This is a genomic window from Pseudoalteromonas sp. SG43-5 (assembly GCF_014164345.1).
GTDB classification, from domain to species: domain Bacteria; phylum Pseudomonadota; class Gammaproteobacteria; order Enterobacterales; family Alteromonadaceae; genus Pseudoalteromonas; species Pseudoalteromonas distincta.
Genome location: NZ_JACJFA010000004.1, coordinates 221,117 through 240,139 on the forward strand (window position 1 = coordinate 221,117; position 19,023 = coordinate 240,139).

Annotated in this window: 23 protein-coding genes; 9 read left to right on the plus strand and 14 right to left on the minus strand. The window is 38.9% G+C overall.

Features of this window, described 5'->3' with window-relative positions; genetic code table 11:
- Window positions 1-66 precede the first annotated feature (66 nt).
- The 4 genes from H5161_RS06490 to H5161_RS06505 are packed head-to-tail and all read right to left on the minus strand — an operon-like array spanning window position 67 to window position 3,020.
- Window positions 67-534, minus strand: a complete 468-nt coding sequence (locus tag H5161_RS06490; protein WP_002959676.1) for a glycine zipper 2TM domain-containing protein — start codon at window positions 532-534, stop codon at window positions 67-69.
- A gap of 55 nt (window positions 535-589) precedes the next feature.
- Window positions 590-1,210 (minus strand): penicillin-binding protein activator LpoB, encoded by a 621-nt coding sequence (gene lpoB / locus H5161_RS06495; protein WP_007375407.1) that lies wholly within the window; start codon window positions 1,208-1,210, stop codon window positions 590-592.
- An 11-nt stretch (window positions 1,211-1,221) separates the two neighbouring features.
- Window positions 1,222-1,647, minus strand: a complete 426-nt coding sequence (locus H5161_RS06500) for a YcfL family protein (protein WP_182768954.1) — start codon at window positions 1,645-1,647, stop codon at window positions 1,222-1,224.
- A gap of 8 nt (window positions 1,648-1,655) precedes the next feature.
- Window positions 1,656-3,020 carry a COG3014 family protein gene (locus tag H5161_RS06505; RefSeq protein ID WP_182768955.1) on the minus strand — a complete coding sequence of 455 codons (1,365 nt, stop codon included), beginning with the start codon at window positions 3,018-3,020 and terminating at the stop codon, window positions 1,656-1,658.
- 225 nt (window positions 3,021-3,245) lie between these two features.
- Between H5161_RS06505 and H5161_RS06510 the strand changes: the two genes are divergently transcribed.
- The 4 genes from H5161_RS06510 to H5161_RS06525 all read left to right on the plus strand — a co-directional run bounded on the left by H5161_RS06510 (window position 3,246) and on the right by H5161_RS06525 (window position 6,286).
- Complete coding sequence (locus tag H5161_RS06510; protein WP_182768956.1) at window positions 3,246-3,704, plus strand: hypothetical protein; 459 nt, start codon at window positions 3,246-3,248, stop codon at window positions 3,702-3,704.
- A 70-nt stretch (window positions 3,705-3,774) separates the two neighbouring features.
- Window positions 3,775-4,605, plus strand: coding sequence for a DUF692 domain-containing protein (locus H5161_RS06515; RefSeq protein ID WP_182768957.1), 831 nt, complete (start codon window positions 3,775-3,777; stop codon window positions 4,603-4,605).
- Window positions 4,602-5,375, plus strand: coding sequence for a DNA-binding domain-containing protein (locus H5161_RS06520; RefSeq protein ID WP_182768958.1), 774 nt, complete (start codon window positions 4,602-4,604; stop codon window positions 5,373-5,375). Before H5161_RS06515 ends, H5161_RS06520 begins: the two co-directional genes overlap by 4 nt.
- A 41-nt stretch (window positions 5,376-5,416) precedes the next feature.
- A complete protein-coding gene (locus H5161_RS06525) occupies window positions 5,417-6,286 on the plus strand; it encodes a DMT family transporter (protein ID WP_182768959.1) in 870 nt (289 codons plus the stop codon).
- A 6-nt stretch (window positions 6,287-6,292) separates the two neighbouring features.
- Here the strand turns inward: H5161_RS06525 and H5161_RS06530 are convergent, their stop codons facing one another.
- The 7 genes from H5161_RS06530 to H5161_RS06560 form a co-directional block, all read right to left on the minus strand.
- Window positions 6,293-6,991, minus strand: coding sequence for a M15 family metallopeptidase (locus H5161_RS06530; protein WP_182694962.1), 699 nt, complete (start codon window positions 6,989-6,991; stop codon window positions 6,293-6,295).
- A complete protein-coding gene (gene dapE / locus H5161_RS06535) occupies window positions 6,991-8,121 on the minus strand; it encodes a succinyl-diaminopimelate desuccinylase (RefSeq protein ID WP_182768960.1) in 1,131 nt (376 codons plus the stop codon). The genes H5161_RS06530 and dapE overlap by 1 nt, the downstream gene beginning before the upstream one ends.
- Complete coding sequence (locus tag H5161_RS06540; RefSeq protein ID WP_024594546.1) at window positions 8,118-8,465, minus strand: ArsC family reductase; 348 nt, start codon at window positions 8,463-8,465, stop codon at window positions 8,118-8,120. The genes dapE and H5161_RS06540 overlap by 4 nt, the downstream gene beginning before the upstream one ends.
- A 4-nt stretch (window positions 8,466-8,469) precedes the next feature.
- Window positions 8,470-8,967, minus strand: coding sequence for a PTS glucose transporter subunit IIA (locus H5161_RS06545; RefSeq protein WP_182768961.1), 498 nt, complete (start codon window positions 8,965-8,967; stop codon window positions 8,470-8,472).
- A gap of 3 nt (window positions 8,968-8,970) precedes the next feature.
- Window positions 8,971-9,357 carry an ACT domain-containing protein gene (locus H5161_RS06550; RefSeq protein ID WP_002959696.1) on the minus strand — a complete coding sequence of 129 codons (387 nt, stop codon included), beginning with the start codon at window positions 9,355-9,357 and terminating at the stop codon, window positions 8,971-8,973.
- 227 nt (window positions 9,358-9,584) lie between these two features.
- Complete coding sequence (pta, locus tag H5161_RS06555) at window positions 9,585-11,744, minus strand: phosphate acetyltransferase (RefSeq protein ID WP_002959697.1); 2,160 nt, start codon at window positions 11,742-11,744, stop codon at window positions 9,585-9,587.
- Between the two features lies 1 nt (window position 11,745).
- Window positions 11,746-12,960 (minus strand): acetate kinase, encoded by a 1,215-nt coding sequence (locus H5161_RS06560; RefSeq protein ID WP_024596542.1) that lies wholly within the window; start codon window positions 12,958-12,960, stop codon window positions 11,746-11,748.
- Window positions 12,961-13,243: 283 nt separating this feature from the next.
- Here H5161_RS06560 and yfbV point away from each other — a divergent pair, with 283 nt between their 5' ends.
- Window positions 13,244-13,690 (plus strand): terminus macrodomain insulation protein YfbV, encoded by a 447-nt coding sequence (gene yfbV, locus H5161_RS06565; RefSeq protein WP_024596543.1) that lies wholly within the window; start codon window positions 13,244-13,246, stop codon window positions 13,688-13,690.
- Here yfbV and H5161_RS06570 read toward each other — a convergent pair.
- Genes H5161_RS06570 through xthA form a run of 3 tightly spaced genes read right to left on the minus strand, consistent with a single transcriptional unit; the run spans window position 13,687 to window position 15,958 of the window.
- Entirely contained in the window at window positions 13,687-14,502 is an 816-nt protein-coding gene (locus tag H5161_RS06570) for a putative RNA methyltransferase (RefSeq protein WP_182768962.1), read from the minus strand. The two genes, yfbV and H5161_RS06570, sit on opposite strands and share 4 nt — an antisense overlap.
- Window positions 14,499-15,146, minus strand: coding sequence for an energy-coupling factor ABC transporter permease (locus tag H5161_RS06575; RefSeq protein WP_182692884.1), 648 nt, complete (start codon window positions 15,144-15,146; stop codon window positions 14,499-14,501). The genes H5161_RS06570 and H5161_RS06575 overlap by 4 nt, the downstream gene beginning before the upstream one ends.
- A 5-nt stretch (window positions 15,147-15,151) precedes the next feature.
- A complete protein-coding gene (gene xthA, locus H5161_RS06580; RefSeq protein WP_182768963.1) occupies window positions 15,152-15,958 on the minus strand; it encodes an exodeoxyribonuclease III in 807 nt (268 codons plus the stop codon).
- 240 nt (window positions 15,959-16,198) lie between these two features.
- Here xthA and H5161_RS06585 point away from each other — a divergent pair, with 240 nt between their 5' ends.
- From H5161_RS06585 to rluB, 4 genes are all read left to right on the plus strand, one after another.
- Window positions 16,199-16,630, plus strand: coding sequence for an exonuclease III (locus H5161_RS06585; protein WP_182768964.1), 432 nt, complete (start codon window positions 16,199-16,201; stop codon window positions 16,628-16,630).
- A gap of 227 nt (window positions 16,631-16,857) precedes the next feature.
- On the plus strand, window positions 16,858-17,379 hold the full coding sequence (locus H5161_RS06590; RefSeq protein ID WP_002959711.1) for an EF-hand domain-containing protein: 522 nt from the start codon (window positions 16,858-16,860) through the stop codon (window positions 17,377-17,379).
- A 151-nt stretch (window positions 17,380-17,530) separates the two neighbouring features.
- Window positions 17,531-18,121 (plus strand): SMC-Scp complex subunit ScpB, encoded by a 591-nt coding sequence (scpB, locus tag H5161_RS06595; RefSeq protein WP_002959713.1) that lies wholly within the window; start codon window positions 17,531-17,533, stop codon window positions 18,119-18,121.
- Window positions 18,118-18,990: a 23S rRNA pseudouridine(2605) synthase RluB gene (gene rluB / locus H5161_RS06600; RefSeq protein WP_024595359.1), complete on the plus strand. Its 873-nt coding sequence runs from the start codon at window positions 18,118-18,120 to the stop codon at window positions 18,988-18,990. Before scpB ends, rluB begins: the two co-directional genes overlap by 4 nt.
- The last annotated feature ends 33 nt before the right edge of the window (window positions 18,991-19,023 follow it).

Sequence of the window (19,023 nt, forward strand, 5' to 3'; positions counted from 1 at the left end):
TTATTTAAAAAATAAAAAAACGAGCCAAATTTGGCTCGTTTTTTACATTAGTCATGAATATATTGGCTAGTACGCTTTATCTACACGCACCGTGTTGTCGTTCAAGTACACTAATCTTACATTATCGCCTTTGCTAAAGCGCATTGATTGGTCTTGATCTTGAACAACCATAAACTGGTCGCCGTTTTCAACTTGTATTAATAACTCTACAAAATGATTTTGCTGATAATGACTTTGCTGCTGCCTATTATGTGCAACACTTCCGCCAATTACCGAGCCTAATATTGTTGCTACTGTGCGGCCGCTACCGCCACCAAACTGGTTGCCTACAACACCACCGAGTAATGCACCGCCGAAGGTTTTCCAGCCGTTGTTTTTGTCTTGAATGATTTCTTGTTCGGTAATATTGCGTACCGATTTTACGTCACCAAATAAAACTTGCTGCACAGGGACTGCTTTATTGCGCTCATATTGAGCAAAAGTTGGCGCGCTCACACTAAGTAGGGCACACATTATTAATATTATAGCTTTCATAATAATCTCCTATTGGTAGACTTTATGGGCTTATTAGCCCGTAAAGGCTTAGTAACTACCAACCAAATGTCGATTTTTCTTTAGTTTTACGAATTTCAGTTTCGTCAGCCCATTCTACAAGGCCGCTTTCCATATCCATTAAGCGCATTGTAAATTTGTAATAAACATCTGATTTATCAGCGTTTGATTTAACTATGCTCGATAAATTTCCGTATAACATATATTGCGCGCCAATTTGTTTACCAAATGCAACGGCTGTTGCAGGGTTAACAAGGGCATCTTCGTTTTGAAACGTTAATTGCTCACGTACTGATTCAACACGCGTCATATCTACAAAACGGAATTTACCACTGCGTAGCATTTGCGTTGAGATTGAATCGGTGATTGATTCAGTATCAATGTGCTCACTAGTTTTGTTTTTAATACGCTCAACAAATACTACAGGGCGTTTATTAGCGGTCATTGTGCCAACAACGGGTGAGCTGAGTAATGAATCGGTCATTTGGCTCGCTACTTTTTGTAAATCGGTAGAGCCAAAATTAATATCGGTTGTTTCTACTGCTTGTGCATCGCCATAACTTACTACGGCTTTATTAGCACAGCCACTTAATACTAAAGCGCTCAAGCCAACTAAAGCGTAAGTTGATGCTGTTTTAAATTTGTTACTGATGATCATGGTTGTTTCCTTTAATCTTTAAATTCTTGTGATTCGGTAGACACTTCTCTTACTGCTAAAGAAAAGGTAACTGCATCAGAGCTCGGTGCTAAGCCCGGTAATTGTGTTTTTGCAAAACCAAATAAGGTGAGTGCTTGCCAAGGTGAGTGGTTGCCTTTAATAACAAAGCCGTCTTTATCAAACCAATTAAATTGATACTGTAAATACTGTGATTTTTTATACAGGCTCGAAAGTGTCACTACTACATCGGTTAACTGGTTGGTTTGACGTGTTTTCACATCAGTAATGGCCAGCTTTTTACCAAGCTCTGGGTTATCTACACGTAATTGCTCATTAAACTGGTTTTTATTTTGTTCAACAGAAATACCCGATGTAACCGGTTGGCTGGAACATGCACTGAGCATTAAGGCTGCTAATAATGGCGCTATGTATTTCATGATGGCTCCTAAAGTTGAACTACGTGGTAATTAAAGTAGTTATTAATAGAGGTTAAGTAAATTAACGTTAACCCTTGCTTACTAATGGTAAAATTTATGGGTGCTTGTGTGCCTATATGCACAGAATGCTCACCTGTATTTAGGCTTTGCCTTGCGACACTTATTTGATTTGGAAGTGTAAGCCAGCTGCGTGTATCAGCTTGCTCAGACGCCAAATTATAAATATTAGCAAGTATGTTACCTACATCACCGGCACTGCGAGCAAGTTCTGCCCGTACTTTCTCTTTGGCTACTAATCTGAGTACTTGGCGAGCGACTTTTGCAGGTATTTGCTCTTCTAGAGTTTTAGCTGCAAGTGCTTCAATGTGTACCAGTGGGCTAAGCGCCAAGCTTTGTGCATCTATATTTATATTGTTAAGGCGGCGCACATAGGCATTATCTTTATATACCGGCATCGCCAAGCTGTAAAAGCGTGCATCGCCACGTGATGAATAAATTGGCAAGCGCAGTTTAAATTCATCTTGTTTTGGTACTAATCCTTGTTCAAATAAAACAATTACTTCGCCTTGTGATGAAGAAATAGTGGCCGTATCGCCAAAGCGTTTTTTAAATTCATTTAGATCTTGGTCAAACCCTTGTTTTTTAGCAAGGCGCATTACATCTTGCTGTAAATAAATATTGTTAGGTTGTATAGCCAATGCTTTTTTATAATCGATATAGGCGTCGTCGTATTGTTTAGCACTTTGGTAAAGCAAAGCAGATAAGTAAAATGTGTAGGCATTTTGAAAGCCATTTTTTATGTTTCTGGTTACATTGCTCATGCTTGGGTAGTGTTGCTGAGCTTCTTTAACGGTTGAGTCTACTTCTGCTTCATTCTCGCTAAGCGCATCAACTTGTACTTTATTAGCTCGGCGAATTTCGACCAATGCGCCTTCAACATCATTTTTATACACGTAGTTAAGTGCTTTATAACTATGAAGCATACTCATTTCGTAAGCGGGTGGCACATAAGTTATTGCTGAGTCGTTGGTAAATAAAGCGTTACTTTGTTCAAGGCCCGCACTAACTTGTATTTTGGCGGCTTCACGCTTTTTTTGCATTTGCGTATACACGTTCTCAAATTTACTTTGTGCATCATCTGGCGTATTTGCTAAGTCGTTTAAACGAGCTTGCTCAAGTTGGTTGAGTAAGTAGCTGCTGTGCAGGGTGCTATTATTAGCAATAAGGGATTGCGCTTCTTCGATGTTGTTTTTCTCGATCGCATTTCTTATTGGTGTCATTTGCGTGGCATAGTCATTAAATAGGTCATTAAAACCCATTGTGCTACACCCACTTAAAATAAAACAAAAGCTTAAAATTATACTGCGGCGCACTGAGCACTCCTCTTAATTTACCTGTATACATTAACATACTATTTTTAGCTAAATGTGTGAAATATTGTAAAAAATCGTAGAGTAAAACTGCCTGCTAATAAAGAAATATAAAGTGACATTAGTGAACAAAGTGTGAATTTTTTTGGTTTATTATCAACTCCACTGAAATAGTATTTTCGCTTTAGCGGTCTTGCTAAGAGTTATATCACTCAGAGGAATTAAAAAATGAAAAAGTTTACAGGTGCAGCAATGGCTGTAATGGTAGCAGGTTTAGTTGGTTGTAATGCAACAGAGGCAGAAACGGCAACATCAAGTGCAGTTGCTAGTAATGGCGCAACAACTGATTTAGTTCATTGTTATGATGCGAATGTATGTGGTGGCCATAACGATTGTAAAACAGCTGAGAATGCATGTGCAGGTCAAGCGTCATGTAAAGGGACTGGTTTTGTAGCAATGCCTGCAAAATCATGTGCTGACGTTGGCGGTACAGTAAAAGATAAATGGGTTGGCAGTGTAGCTAAAGCAGATTTAGTACATTGTAACGATGTAAATGTGTGTGGCGGTCATAACGATTGTAAGACTGCTAATAATGCTTGTGCTGGACATGCATCATGTAAAGGCACCGGTTTTGTATCAATGTCTGCAAAAGCATGTGGTGATATTGGTGGTTCTGTAGGTAGCTAATACCAATTTATCGAACGCATAAAATAAGCTTGAACGATGTGTTTATTATTCAGGCTTATTAAGGAAGTTTATGACAAATCGTTTTTTAGGTTTTGGTTTAGGACTAAGAGCCCCGCATTTTGAGCAAATTATTGCAGAGAAACCAGCTGTAGATTGGTTTGAAATTATTTCAGAAAACTATTTTGTAGCCGGTGGAAAACCTTGGCATTATTTAAATAAAATAAGAGCAGATTATCCGATTGTTATGCATGGGGTATCAATGTCGATTGGTAGTATTGACCCTATTAATAAGGACTACTTAAATCAGTTAAAAAACACAATTGCGAGGGTTGAGCCGCAGTGGGTGTCTGATCATTTATGTTTTACCCAAGTGGGCGGTATTAATAGCCACGATTTACTACCAATGCCTTACACCTCAGAGGCACTTGATCATTTAGCAAATAAAATTTCGCAAGTTCAGGACTACCTAAGGCGCGAAATGATTTTTGAAAATGTATCGAGCTATTTAACCTATAACGATTCACAAATGAGTGAGTGGGAATTCTTAGCGCAACTACATAAGCAAACAGGCTGTAAGTTTTTAATGGATGTAAATAATGTTTATGTAAGTGCACGAAATCACGACTTTAATGCTATGGATTATTTATCAGCTGTTCCGAGTACAGCTATTGCACAAATACACTTAGCAGGACATCAAGACTTTGGTACGCATATTATAGATACTCACGATGAAGATGTTCCCGATGCGGTATGGGACTTATATGCTCAGTATGCAAAAACATTAAATCCGGTAAGTACGATGATTGAACGCGATGATAATATTGGCTCCCTTGATGATTTAATTACTGAGCTTGAGCATGCCAAAGCGCTAGTGAAACCGTTTTGGGATATAAGGTCATGAGTGGTTTAGCAAAGCTGCAACAACAGTTTATGGATTTACTGCAAGGAGAAAGTTCGGATATTAGCGAGCAAATTGCGCAGCAAGGGCAGTTAAATACACAACAGCGACTCTCTATTTATCAAAGCGCTTATAAAATTCGCTTAAGAGCCGTGATTGAGCAAGATCACGAACAGTTGGGCATTTACTTAGGTGATGATTTATTTGAGATGATGGTTGATGGTTATTTAGCTTTATATCCTTCAACTCATACGTCACTACGAATTTTTGCAGAGAAGCTACCAGATTATTTAGCCGCTAATACTCCTTTTAGTGATTACCCCATACTTGCAGATATAGCAAAATTTGAACGACTATTACTAAGTACTTTTGATGCAAGCGATAAAACATTACTTAATGTATCAGAGCTTGAAAGTATTGAACCTCAGCAATGGCCAACTTTACTATTAAAATTACATCCAAGTGTTCAGTTAGTTGTGTTTAATACGTTGGCGGTTGAAAGTTGGCAGGCAATAAAACAAAAGCAAACACCGCCAGAGCCAAGAGTCTCAGAACCTCGCTTTTGGGTTGTAGCACGTGATGCTCAAAGGCGTACACAATATTTAAGCGTTGATGCACAAGAATACCGCTTACTGAGTTTATTAAAACAAAACACACCCTTTGCACAGTTATGTCAATCCTGTTTAAATGAACTCCTAGGCGAGAAAATCGCTGGGTTTTTAATTACTAAAATTAATCAATGGCTTGAACGTGGTTGGTTAATTAGCGAGTGAGTTAAAACAATATAGTTATTTTTCGTTGCGAAGGAATTTTTTTGAAAGCCACCATATACACATTAATTGCTTTAATTGCGTTTGCCGCAAATTCTCTTTTTTGCAGAATGGCCTTAGCAGAAGGTTATATAGATGCTTGGAACTTTACTGTTATTCGCTTACTTAGCGGGGCTGCATGTTTGGGCATTATAATGGCTATTTATACCCATAATTTAAAACGTAAAGGCACATTCAATCCCGCTATTTTAAGTGACAGAGGAAGCTGGCGAAGCAGTATTAGCCTGCTTGTTTACGCGCTTTGTTTTTCGATTGCCTACGTAGAGCTAGATACCGGTACCGGTGCACTAATTTTATTTTCTGCTGTGCAACTTACTATGATTGGCTGGGGTATTTATCAAAAAGAGCAATTAAGCGTACCCCAGTGGTGTGCATTTATAGTGGCGTTATCTGGTTTTGTATATTTAATGCTGCCATCTGCAGCGGTGCCTTCATTATTAGGTGCATCACTTATGGCACTCAGTGGTGTGGCATGGGGTATTTACAGTATTCGCGGTAAAGTGTGCGTATCGCCACTGCGTACTACTGGGTTTAACTTTATAAGAAGCTTAGTTGCTATCCCTGTTTTATTACTTGTAGGTATGAGTTATTTAAAAAATATGAGTATTGAAGGGGTATTACTTGCGTGTGCCTCGGGGGCAATAGCGTCTGGAGTTGGTTATAGTGTTTGGTATGTAGCAATGCCACTACTTAAAAGTACCCAAGCTGCGGTTGTGCAACTTTGTGTGCCGGTACTTGCTGCCATTGCTGGTGTTATGTTTTTATCAGAGCAGGTAACAATTGAGTTTATAGTAGCAAGCTCGTTAATATTAGGGGCCGTGCTGGTGTTTATTTTAAATAAAAAGAAGGCTTAATATAACCTAACCTTCTTTTAGGTGTGGGCTTACGTTTGTTACAAAGCGTTTATAAATAGCAGGTAAGTTATCAAGTATTGCCTGCTTACCCTGTAGTTCACTGTTTTTTATGCACTCAAAAAGTACTTGCTCGCTAAGTTTATTCACTAATAATTGTGATTGCTTAATATGGCTTATATGCCAAAGCTCAGGTGCTACGCCACCTAAATCATGCTGGTAAGGGCGATAAAAACCAAATTTAACTAAGTTAGAATCAAGCCAATTACTTAAAGGTGCGAACGGCCCACCTTGCAAGTATTCATCAGGTGTTAGCTGTAGCTTATAATCATCACTGACCGCAGCTTTATCAAACACATCTAAGTCAGTCCCTAAATGGTGTCTGCTTGCGCCAGGTAGTGCAGAGTAGAGCATTATTGCTATGCATTTATCTACATCATTTAATTTAGTTAAATTTACAACCTTTTGCTGTTTATTATAAACAGGTCGAATACCTAAAAACTTATTATTCCAAATAATTGACTGGCGTTCAAAGTCGCGAAAACTTGAGGCAATAGTAAGATCAAATCCCGCTTTTTGAGCTGCACTTTGCAGCGCTAAAAAGTCGCTAATAATAGCGCTGTGCAAGCGATGATTTTGTATGTCAGTTAAATGTGTATCACTTTGCCCTGTGATACACATTATCGATGTTGGTTTAGTTACATCCATTATGCTAAAAGTTGCTCTAGTATTTGCTCGTAAATGTCGGTAAGGGCTATTAAATCATCGGTACTTACGCATTCATCTATTTTATGAATAGTTTCGTTACGTGGGCCAAGTTCAATTACTTTAGCACCTGTTTGTGCAATAAAGCGACCATCTGATGTGCCGCCGGTAGTTTCTAGGTTTGTGGTTAAACCGGTTACTGATTTAATCGCTTTTACTGTGGCATCAACAAGTGGGCCGTGCTCGGTAATAAAAGGTAAGCCATTTACTATCCAGCTTAATTCATAATTTAAGTTATGCTTTTGTAGTATGTCATTTACACGTTGTTGTAATTGCTCATGTGTTACTTGCGTGCTGAATCTAAAGTTAAACTGTACTTCTAGCTCACCTGGGATCACGTTGCCTGCACCTGTGCCGCCATTAATATTTGAAATTTGAAAGCTGGTAGCAGGGAAGTATTCATTTCCGTTATCCCACACCGTTTGGCTAAGCTCAGTAAGGGCAGGGGTTGCTAGGTGAATTGGGTTTTGTGCTAAATGTGGATAGGCGACATGCCCTTGTACACCCTTAACGGTTAAAAAAGCGGTAAGTGAACCTCTGCGGCCATTTTTAACAACATCACCTAATACATCTCGTGATGAAGGCTCGCCTACTAGGCACATATCAATTTTTTCACCGCGCGCCTCTAGCGTATCAATTACACGGGTAGTCCCGTTTATAAACGGGCCTTCTTCGTCAGAGGTTATTAAAAAAGAAATTGAGCCTTTATGATCTGGATGTTTAGTAACAAACCGCTCGGTTGCAACAAGCATTGCAGCTAACGAGCCTTTCATATCGGCAGCGCCGCGCCCATGTAATAAACCGTCTTTTATTAATCCTGAAAACGGCGGGTGTTGCCAATTTTTTTCAGGGCCTGTTGGCACAACATCAGTGTGGCCTGCAAAACAAAAGTGCGGTGATTGTGTGCCTTTTCGAGCCCATGTATTTAATGTGTCGGTAAAAAATAATGACTCAATATTAAAACCAACCGCAGCAAGGCGATCGTTCATCATCTGTTGGCAGCCAGCATCCTCGGGCGTTACTGACTCACGTTGTATTAGTGCTTGAGCGAGTGCAATTACATCATCTTTCATGATTTAAATATCTCATCGTATTGGGCTGCTTTAAAACCTAAGTGGTAACTGCCATTGTTAATAAGTACTGGGCGTTTGATCATGGCAGGTTGTTCAACTAACAATGGGATAGCACTTTCTTTAGTCAAACTCTGTTTTTGCTCATCAGTTAGTGCGCGATAAGTTGTGCCACGTTTATTAACAAGCTGTTCCCAATCGAGTTTATCTGCAAAATCACTTACCATTTGCTCATCTACGCCATCTTTGCGGTAATCATGAAACGTAAATTCGATGTTGTTGTCGGCTAAGTATTTTTTAGCTTTTTTTATCGTGTCGCAATTGCTAATACCGTATAGAGTGATCATAAATTTAGTTCTTCTTAATAATAGTTAATAAGGTATCTACATCCGCATTTACATGCGAATGTGAGTAATGAAATGTGCCGAGATTATGGCCGTTAAGTAAGATTAAACTGGCCAGCATAGGCGTTTCTAGTTCGCGTAAATCAAAATAAGCGAGGCGCTGGCCTTTACTTATTTCACTACCATTTAATTGTGCAATATGAGTATGTGTAATTGATTGCGAACCGGTAATAGTTAAGTTGATTAAAACTTTTAAACCATTTTTAGCCTGTAAAATAAACTCAGTACCTGCGTTTTTTACTTGTAATAACGTGCCATCAAACGGGGCTAAAATTTTGTGGCTACTGAGCTTTACAGTAATACTAGGACCGAGAATACCAAACCTAAAAATAGGTTCGGGGTGTTCTTGAAGCGGTATTACTTTACCTGTAAATGGGCTTGTAATAAGGATGGCACTGCGGGGCGTTTTATTGAGTGCTAGATATTCAATTGTTTGTGCTTTCATATGCTATTGGGCCACCACGTTGTAACCATCTTTTTTTAAGGCATTAAGTGCTAGTGAGGCTGTTTGCTTTTTTACTAAAATATAATCGGTATCGTAGGTTGAGATTGAAAAAATAGAAATTTTAGCGCGTGCTAATACACCAGATATATTAGCCATTATTCCGGTCAGCGAAAAACCAAGTGGGCCAACCACCTCAAGTGCTTGCCAATCAGATTCGGTATCTAAACTCTCTATTTCAAAGCTACTAGGGCAAACGATAGATAGTTCATCCTGGGTTTTAGATATAAAAAATAAAGGAAGCTTTAGTAGCGCCGCAGGTATATCGGCGTCAACATCTAAACTGTGAATAGATAAAACCGTGCTGTGTAATTGTAATGTTTGTTTTGACATTAAACGCCTGCGATACAGCATTATTGATAGCTTTATAGTATAGATTATTGCCTTCAAGTTAAAGGTGTAAGCGTGACTAAAATGAGCATTTGGAAGTGGGTTTTAATAGAGATTAAAAACTTACCCACAATTTCTGTGGATAAGTATGGGGGTTGCAGGGTATAAATATCCTAACTAGTTAATTATTAAATAAATAATAGCTAGGCTATAAAAAGCACACGTTGTGTTTAATGTGCTATTAGCGCTTCTGCTTGGGCTGCCTGAATTGCAGTTAAGGCGATTGTATATACAATATCATCCACTAATGCACCACGGCTCAAGTCGTTTACGGGTTTGCGCATACCTTGAAGCATAGGGCCGATACTTATTAAGTCGGCACTGCGTTGTACTGCTTTATATGTTGTATTACCTGTATTTAAATCTGGGAATATAAATACAGTCGCTTTACCAGCTACAGGGCTGTTAGGTGCTTTTTTAAGTGCTACATTTTCCATTATAGCGGCATCGTATTGTAGTGGGCCGTCGATAATTAAATCAGGACGTTTTTGTTTTGCTATTTTTGTGGCTTCACGTACCTTTTCAACATCGGCACCCGTACCTGATGTACCCGTGCTATAGCTTATCATTGCTACACGTGGCTCTATGCCAAATGCAGCTGCAGAGTCGGCAGATTGAATCGCTATATCAGCAAGTTGTTCAGCATTAGGGTCGGGGTTTATAGCACAGTCACCGTAAACTAACACTTGGTCAGGTAGCAGCATAAAAAATACGGAAGATACCAGCGATGATCCTGGCGCTGTTTTAATTAACTGCAGGGGCGGGCGAATTGTATTGGCAGTGGTATTAACCGCGCCCGATACTAAACCATCTACTTTACCTTGCTCAAGCATCATTGTGCCAAGTACGACGTTATCTTGTAGTTGCTCTTGTGCTACTACAGCAGTTAGGCCTTTGCTTTTACGAATTTCGACCATAGGCGCAATATAATCATTTATAATACTTTTTGGCTCGATGATACTTACATGTTCGTTTAGCTCAATACCTTGCTGCTGTGCAATACGCATTATTTCTTCGCGATCGCCAAGCAATATAGTTTTAGCAATGCCACGTTGACCACAAATAGCAGCCGCTTTAATTGTACGAGGTTCATTCCCTTCTGGTAATACTACGGTTTTATCTGCTTTACGTGCTTTATCGGTTAATAAATAACGAAATGCAGGTGGTGATAACTTACGCGTTTTGCCTACACTTTGAGCTAGAGTATCGAGCCAGCTTGAATTGATATGTTCTGCGTTGTGATCTTTTACTTTTTCAATGCGTTGGTCATCATCATTTGGTACTTCCATATTAAAGTTATGCAGTAATAGTGATGTGCGCCATGTGTCAGCATCGGTTGCGAGTATTGGTAAACCGGTTTGCATAGCTTGTTCACACAAAGCCATAATACGTGGCTCTGGCTCAAAGCCACCGGTGAGTAATATAGCGCCAAGTTTAGTGCCGTTCATAGCAGATAAACACGCAGCAACAAGTATGTCAGAGCGATCGCCCGGTGTTACTAATAAAGCACCTGGCGTAAAATAATTTAAAATATTAGAAACCGTACGAGCGCAAAAAGTGATACGACGCAGGCGACGATGAAGCATATCGCCTTCGTTAATTATTGTTGCTTTTAAATACGCGCTTAAGTCTTTTACGCGTGGCGCTACTAAGTCAAAATCCCACGGGATTGCGCCAAGCAACATAAACGGATTTTTTTTAAAAATAGGTAAAGACGCTAAACGATTTAACTCGTTTTCAAGCTCTTCGGGTTTGTAAGCGTCGACTAAATCGGCGCGTGCACGGCCTTCTTCATCAAGTGGCGCATTTACTTTATTAAAAATACAGCCCAGTACACGAGGATGATCGATTCCACCGTAATTACCTGCTGCAATTTCTAGGCGGTCTTCTATTTGAGTAATGGTGTAATTACCAGGGGTAAGTACAAATACAATTTCAGCGCCGAGTGTTTGCGCAATTTCGCGGTTTACACGCCCAGCATAAGGTTGGCGACGAGTAGGCACCATACCTTCAATAATAGCTACTTCATCGTCGTTTATTTTACTTTCAAAGCGTTCAACAATTTCCTCTAGTAGATCATCACCTTTACCGTCGCCAATCATTTGCTCAGCATAATCAAGAGCAAAAGGGGTGGGTGGGTTAATAGGTGAACCTTGAGTGACTATTTGTGTTGATTTTTCAGGACCTGTTTCGCCTGAACGAGGCTGAGCGATGGGTTTAAAAAAGTTAACTTTAACTGTTTTTTGCTCAAGAGCGCGAACTAAACCAACTGATACCGACGTTAAACCCACACCGGTAGACACAGGAATTAACATAATACGACGTGCCATATTAAAGCTCCTTTACGATGTTAGCGGCATCAAGTGCAATAACCCACTCTTCGTTGGTCGGCATTACTACCACTTTGGATGAAGTATTGGCTGAACTAATAATACCTTGATTACCAAAACGTGCATCAAGATTGCTCTTCTGGTCACAACTGAACCCTAAAAAAGCTAATTGATTAATGACATTTTCACGTATGATATCGGAGTTTTCGCCAATGCCGCCAGTGAATATAAGTGCATCTAAACGTTGTAATGGTACCATGTAAGCTGCAATTTGTTTGGCTAGTCGGTAGCAAAAAATATCCAGCGCTAAACGTGCTTGTTTATGTCCGGCAACAGCGGCTTCTTCAATCGTTCGACAATCGTTAGAGAGTTCGCTAATACCTAGTAGGCCGCTTTCTTGGTTTAATAAATTATCTATTTGCTGAGCGTTGTAACTAAGCTGTGTGGTTAAAAAATTAAATAAACCGGGGTCAATATCTCCACTGCGAGTACCCATAACAATACCAGCCAATGGCGTTAAACCCATACTGGTATCAACACTTTTACCATTCTTTATTGCAGTAACAGAGCAGCCATTACCTAAATGAGCACTAATGAAATTACTCTTCTCTATAGGCTGATTTAATAATTTAGCAGTTTGTCCTGCTACATAGTAATGACTTGTGCCGTGCATACCATAGCGTCTTACACCGTAGCCTGTATAAAGCTTATAGGGTAGGGCGTAAAGGTAGGCAACTTCATCCATAGTTTGATGAAATGCTGTGTCAAATACTGCTACTTGGGGTAAACCTATAAATGAAGCTTGTGCAGATGAAATACCTAACAAGTTCGCATGACCATGTAGCGGCGCTAAAGAAGACGCTTTAGTAATACCGTTAATTACATCTTCATCAATTAAGACTGACTTTGTGAAATGCTCTCCGCCATGAACAACACGGTGCCCAACAGCAATAAGGTGCTCATCAAGGTTATGATCCTTTATTAAGCTTACAAGCGTATTTATAGCCTCAGCATGTGCTTGATTAGCCGCTAAGTCGATAACCGTCTTAGTTCCATTAAATTTGTATTTAATGGAGGGGGCTTTGGCGCCCAAGCGTTCAGCAAGGCCTGATATAATTTCGTGACCGTCGTTTGCATCAATAATGGCAAACTTTAAACTAGAGCTACCACAGTTTAAAACTAAAACATGTTGGGATTCAGGGGAGGTTGTTGGCATAGATTCAATTTCCATAAACAAATTTAGTAAGTGAACGTTAATACGTGATAGTTACACTTACGGTATTAAATAAAGCTAAAACAATTAAATGTTCAACTGCAAAGTGGTTAACTCAATGTTAAATATTTTACCTTATTTATGATGTTTAAGTTAGGATTGTTCGCCATTAAAGGGGAAATTTAAGCTCTTTTACTGAGAAAGTGTAACTCCCTCATTTTGTGTTACACTTTGGGTATAGCTCGTTTTCTATTGTATTTAAAAGCAGTATCTGTGAGGAGTCATGATGCAAAAAAGTGTGATGTCACAACTACAAACAGGCCGTTTGTATGGTAAAAAATGGCCAATGCGTAAAGAGCTTGCGCCTTTGTTTTTAGAGTTTAGAGTGATTAGAGCGACTGAGCTTGCCATTACAGTAATGCCAATCTTGGCTATGCTAACGTTGTTTTTTCAGCTTAATTACTTAGGTTCTGATTTTTTACCGCAAGCTATTGCGAGTGCATTATTTTTTATATCGTTACCTTTACAAGGTTTATTTTGGTTAGGCAAACGAGCGCAAACGCCTTTAGATCCTGCAATGCAAAAATGGTACAACGAGCTGTACACTAAAATGGCGGCTAATGGATATCAAACGCAGTTAAGTGAGAACAAGCCCCGTTATATGGAGCTTGCTAACTTACTTAAAGATATGTTTGAAAAAATGGATAGAGCATTTACTAAAGAGCAGTTTTAGCGGGTTATACCATTATCTATTTTGGTAAACTGAGTAATATAAAATGATAAGGTGACATTGTGTTCACCTTTTTGTTCGAGTGCTGTCCAGTGCTCGGGTCTAAATTTCCATGCAAATGGCGTCATCATTATTAAATTTTTAATATCAGTAAAGCTAAGCGCTACATGCTCTGTTAAAAGAGTCTGTTCTGATTTTTGAAACCCTTTTGGCGTGGCTATTTCAGTATGTTCGTTTACTTCTGAATATATATACGATTTTAGCTCTTTTAAATGATAAGGGCCTGGGCTTGCTACCACTAATGTTGCGTTTTTATTAGCTAGACGTTCAAGTTCTTCCTCAAACAAAGGCGCAAATACACTAATAAGTACATCAGCAAATTGGCTTTCAAAAGGCGCTTGGCTAATTGATGCAACACTAAAATGGCACTTAGGATAGCGCTTTGCTGCATATTTAACGGCAGATTTTGAAATATCGACACCGTACACTATAGCGTCTGTTTTACTTGCTATTGCCTGGGTATAAAAACCTTCACCGCATCCTAAATCAATAACCGTATTCGCGCTTATTCGACCGACTAACTCGCTAAGATTTTGTTGTAAAAAGCGGTAGTACCCACGCTCTAAAAATGCGCGTCTAGCTTGCACCATTTCAAGGGAGTCGCCCGGTTGTTTTGAATTTTTTTGTTGTACTGGCAGTAAATTAACATAGCCTTCTTTGGCAAAATCAAAGCTGTGGTTGTTAGCACAACGAAGTGTTGAATCAGCTTTCAAAAGTGCGAGGTTACATAGCGGGCATTGATATTGTAGACTCATGAGTCTAGGTAGTCCTTATCGTAAAAAGTTTTTACCCAATGCGGGCGATAGGTGATCATAATTGTTATAGCCATGCCGTTGAGCATTGCTTCAGGAAACCAAATTATGGCACTTAAATAAACGTAGTTATCTGCAAGTTCTTGCCAATTGTATTGCCCTATAGCTAAGTAAAATAAAGCACCTAGGCTTATTTTTATACAGGCTATAAACCCTGCAGTTATAAACGCACAAACAAATATATAAACAAAAAAATGACGAGGTAAATACTGGTAACTAATTATAAAGCCAAGGTAGCTTAGTAAAATAGGAATAAACGCACCAATAAGCAGTTGTACTGGTAACAGTTCAAGTTCAATTTGACCAAATGCAGTTAGTAGCGCTGTGGCAAGTAGGCTACTTAAAATCGTTAATCGCCAGCCTAAAATTAATGTAGCGGCGGTAACACCTAGTATGTGTAAATCAAGGCCCGTTAAAATTCCTGCTTTTATTCGCCAAAGCACTGCAAACACTAACGCACATGCAAGAACTCCAGTTTGACGGGCTGGCGTATTAAGCAATGTTTTATATGTTTTTTTATCAAAGCTTAGTAGGGCAATAATAATTACAAGGGCCCAAAGTAGCCCTTGTATTGTTATGCTGAGCATAGTAATTACTTAAATGTTGACCATATAGGGGCATGATCTGAGGGTTTTTCAATACCGCGCAGTTCGTAGTCAATACCAGTATCTATACAGCGTGCTGCAAGCTCATTAGTTGCAAGTACTACATCTATTCGAAGCCCTCGGTTATCTACAAACCCTTTAGAGCGATAGTCAAACCACGAATATTGATCGTCTGTTACTGGGTTTTGTTCTCTAAAGGTGTCTTTAAAGCCCCAATTAAGTAATGTTGCAAGCCATTCACGCTCTACCGGTTGGAAAGAACATTTACCCGTTTTTAACCAACGCTTTGCATTAACTTCGCCAATACCAATATCTAAATCGGTGGGTGATATGTTGATATCGCCCATAACAATGACGTCTTGATCGGGGGTGTGGTTGGTTTCAAGGTGTGTCATTAAATCTTTATAAAATTGTCGTTTATAAGGGAATTTAGTTTCGTGATTAATATTATCACCTTGTGGGAAATAGCCATTCATGACTGTAAGGTCGCGACCGTTATCTTGTTCAACAGTGACGCTTATCATGCGTTTTTGCGATTCCTCTGTATCGGTAGCAAAGCCTTTTAAGACCGATTTAGGCTCTTTTTTGCATAACATAGCTACGCCATAATGGGCTTTTTGGCCATGAAAGTAGACGTGATATCCCATTTTTTGTACATCTTCTAGTGGGAATGCTTCGTCATGAACTTTAATCTCTTGCAAGCCAATAACGTCTGGTTGATGTTTGTCGATAATTGCTTGTAATTGGTGGAGACGAGCACGCAGACCATTGATATTGAAAGAAATCACTTTCATAAAATTTACCTTAAAATTGGATCTATTTAATGAATTAAATTGTATCAGTAAATACGCGTACATAACATGACTGAAATGAGAAAATAGCTGCACAAATGTTGATCAATTGGTGAGTAAAGTTTAAACATTGTAAATGCAGTATTAATTTTTTAAATAAATAAAAAATTCAATTGAACTTAACTTTATTGAATATATAATGCGCGAAATTCACTTGTTTAGCTCGTTCAAATAGGATCTCTCATGAAAACACAACTACTTTTAGCTACTGCTTTATTAGCATCTGCAACTGCTTCAGCACAAAGCAATACTTACTTCAGTCAAGATAATAAAATTGAGTCTAAGTTATGTGTACTAAGCGCAAACGAAGGCTTTAGTGTTGCTCGTAAAGAAGCTGCTCAGCACGGTGTTTACTTATCTCGTTTTTCTAAAAGCATTTTATGTAATGGTGAAGATATTCGCGATATTGCTAAAAAAACGACATTAAGCAACGTATCAGTTGAGAAAGTAGAAGTATTTGCAAAAGACGCTCAACAAGAAACTCAATTATGTATGACGGCTTTAAAACAAGGTTTAGCACCTGTTCGTCAAAAAATTGGTAACTTAAACTCATTAAAATGTAATGGTCAAAACGTTACTGAGTTTGTTAAACGCTACCAAAACGCAGCAATCTAATTATTAGCTGAACTATATAACTAAAATTGAGATACCTGGTTTTTTACCGGGTATTTTTTTGCAAAAATTACAAGGTTGTTTGCAAAGCTTGCAAGCTTAACTTATTGAAACTGTTCAATAAATGCACCAATCAAGATTAAGTTGTTGATTCTTATAAGTTAACTATTATTGGCATTGGATTTGTATTAGTTAAAGTGACATTTAATTAATTACGAAGGATACGTCTTATGAAAAAGTTAACATTAGCAGCCACTATTTTAGCATCATTAAGCCTAGCGGCTTGTTCATCTAATCAGGGTCTTGAAAGAATAGACAGTGACTTTGCAAGTTTAGATAATGACAGCGATGGCTACATCTCAAAAGTTGAAGCTGATGACGATAGCATTTGGGGCCATTTTTCAAATATTGATACCAATATGGATAACGAAATTAGCCGCAAAGAATTCAACACTTACATGAAGTTAAACAATGGTAAAGTAGCCACTGATTCTGAAGTAAGTGAGTCGGCATTTAAAGCTGAAATCGCTAAATTCGATAAAATTGAAAGCAGCTTTTCAAGCTTAGATAACGACAGTAATGGCTATATTTCGGTAGTTGAAGGTAACGATGATGATATTTCAAATCACTTTGGTTACATGGATAAAAACCAAGATAAGCGCATCAGTAAAAGCGAGTTTATGGGTTACATTAAAAAATACGGTAACGCAGTAGCTGAAGATGATGCATTAGAAGCCATTAAACACAGCTAATATTTGTTGTTTTAAAGAGTAAATTAGAAGCCAGTGATAATCACTGGCTTTTTTGTGTTTAAAATCTAGTTATTTAGTAGATATATTTTCCTAGTTTGGCGTTGTTCTGTCATAATAGATGGCTGTGTATTTTTATTTGTTAAGGGTGTGTATGGCGGGTCGGCGAATTAGTGATGAACAACTAGTTGAGATCATTGAAGCAGCTATTTTTGTTGCAGATAAGCCTGTGAGTAAACGCCACCTTAAAGATACTGTATTAATAGATTTAGCTATTTCTATGGCGCGAATAAACGACGCAATAGATACAATACAAGAACATTTTCAAACTCGTGGTATTCGCTTAGTTGAAGTTGGTAGTGGGTATCGTTTTCAGGCATGTAGTAGTTTAAGCCCTTGGTTAAATAACTTGTGGCAAGAACGCGCACCAAAATACTCACGTGCTTTACTGGAAACATTATCACTTATTGCATATAGGCAGCCCATTACGCGCGGTGAAATTGAGCAAGTAAGGGGTGTTACTACGGGTTCGAATATTATTAAAACCCTGCTCGAAAGAGAGTGGGTTAAAGTGGTAGGGCATAAAGAGGTGCCGGGTAAGCCGGCTTTATATGCAACTACTAAACAATTTTTAGATTATTTTTCGTTAACTGGACTTGAAAACTTACCTGCGCTGCCAACAGAGCAGCAAAGTAAAATTAACCAGTTATTGAGCGATCCTTCTGTGAGAGAACCATCCGAATGAGTATTATACAAGGTGAAAAGTTACAAAAAGTCTTAGCCCGTGCAGGCGTAGGCTCACGCCGTGAAATGGAAAAATACATTGATGCTAACCGCGTTAGTGTAAACGGTAAAGTGGCAAAGTTAGGTGACCGTGTTGAAGAAACCGATTTGATTCGTGTTGACGGGCACACTGTAAAGATTGAAGAAAAAGCAGATAGAATCTGTCGTGTGATTATGTATAACAAACCCGAAGGTGAGTTAAGCACACGTAAAGATCCAGAAGGGCGTCGTACAGTATTTGACCGACTTCCTCGTATTGATGGTGAGCGTTGGATTGCGGTTGGCCGATTAGACGTTAATACTTCGGGTTTGATGCTCTTTACTAATGATGGTGAATTAGCTAACCGCTTGATGCACCCGAGCTATGAAGTAGAGCGTGAATACTCTGCGCGTGTATTTGGTGAAGTAACCAATGAAACGGTTAAAAACTTACTACGTGGTGTTGAGCTTGAAGATGGTCCAGCCAAATTCACGACTGTAACCCCTATGGGTGGCGAAGGCGTTAACCGCTGGTTTAACGTAACGTTAAATGAAGGACGTAACCGTGAAGTACGTCGTTTATGGCAGTCTCAAGATGCTGAAGTATCTCGTCTTATTCGTATTCGTTACGGTAAACTAGAGCTTGATAAGCGCGTGCCACAAGGTGGTTGGATGGAGTATGATTTAGAAACAGTAAACTACTTACGCAAAACCGTTAAATTAGGGCGCGAGACACAAACTAAGCTTTCTGTTATGCCTGAAAAACGCAAAGATAAACGCGCTAAAATCAACCAGATCCGCAAAGCAGTTAAAAAACACAATCAACGTGTTAAGCCTACCAAACGTAAATAATAAATTAGTTATTTATTGCACACATTAAAAAAG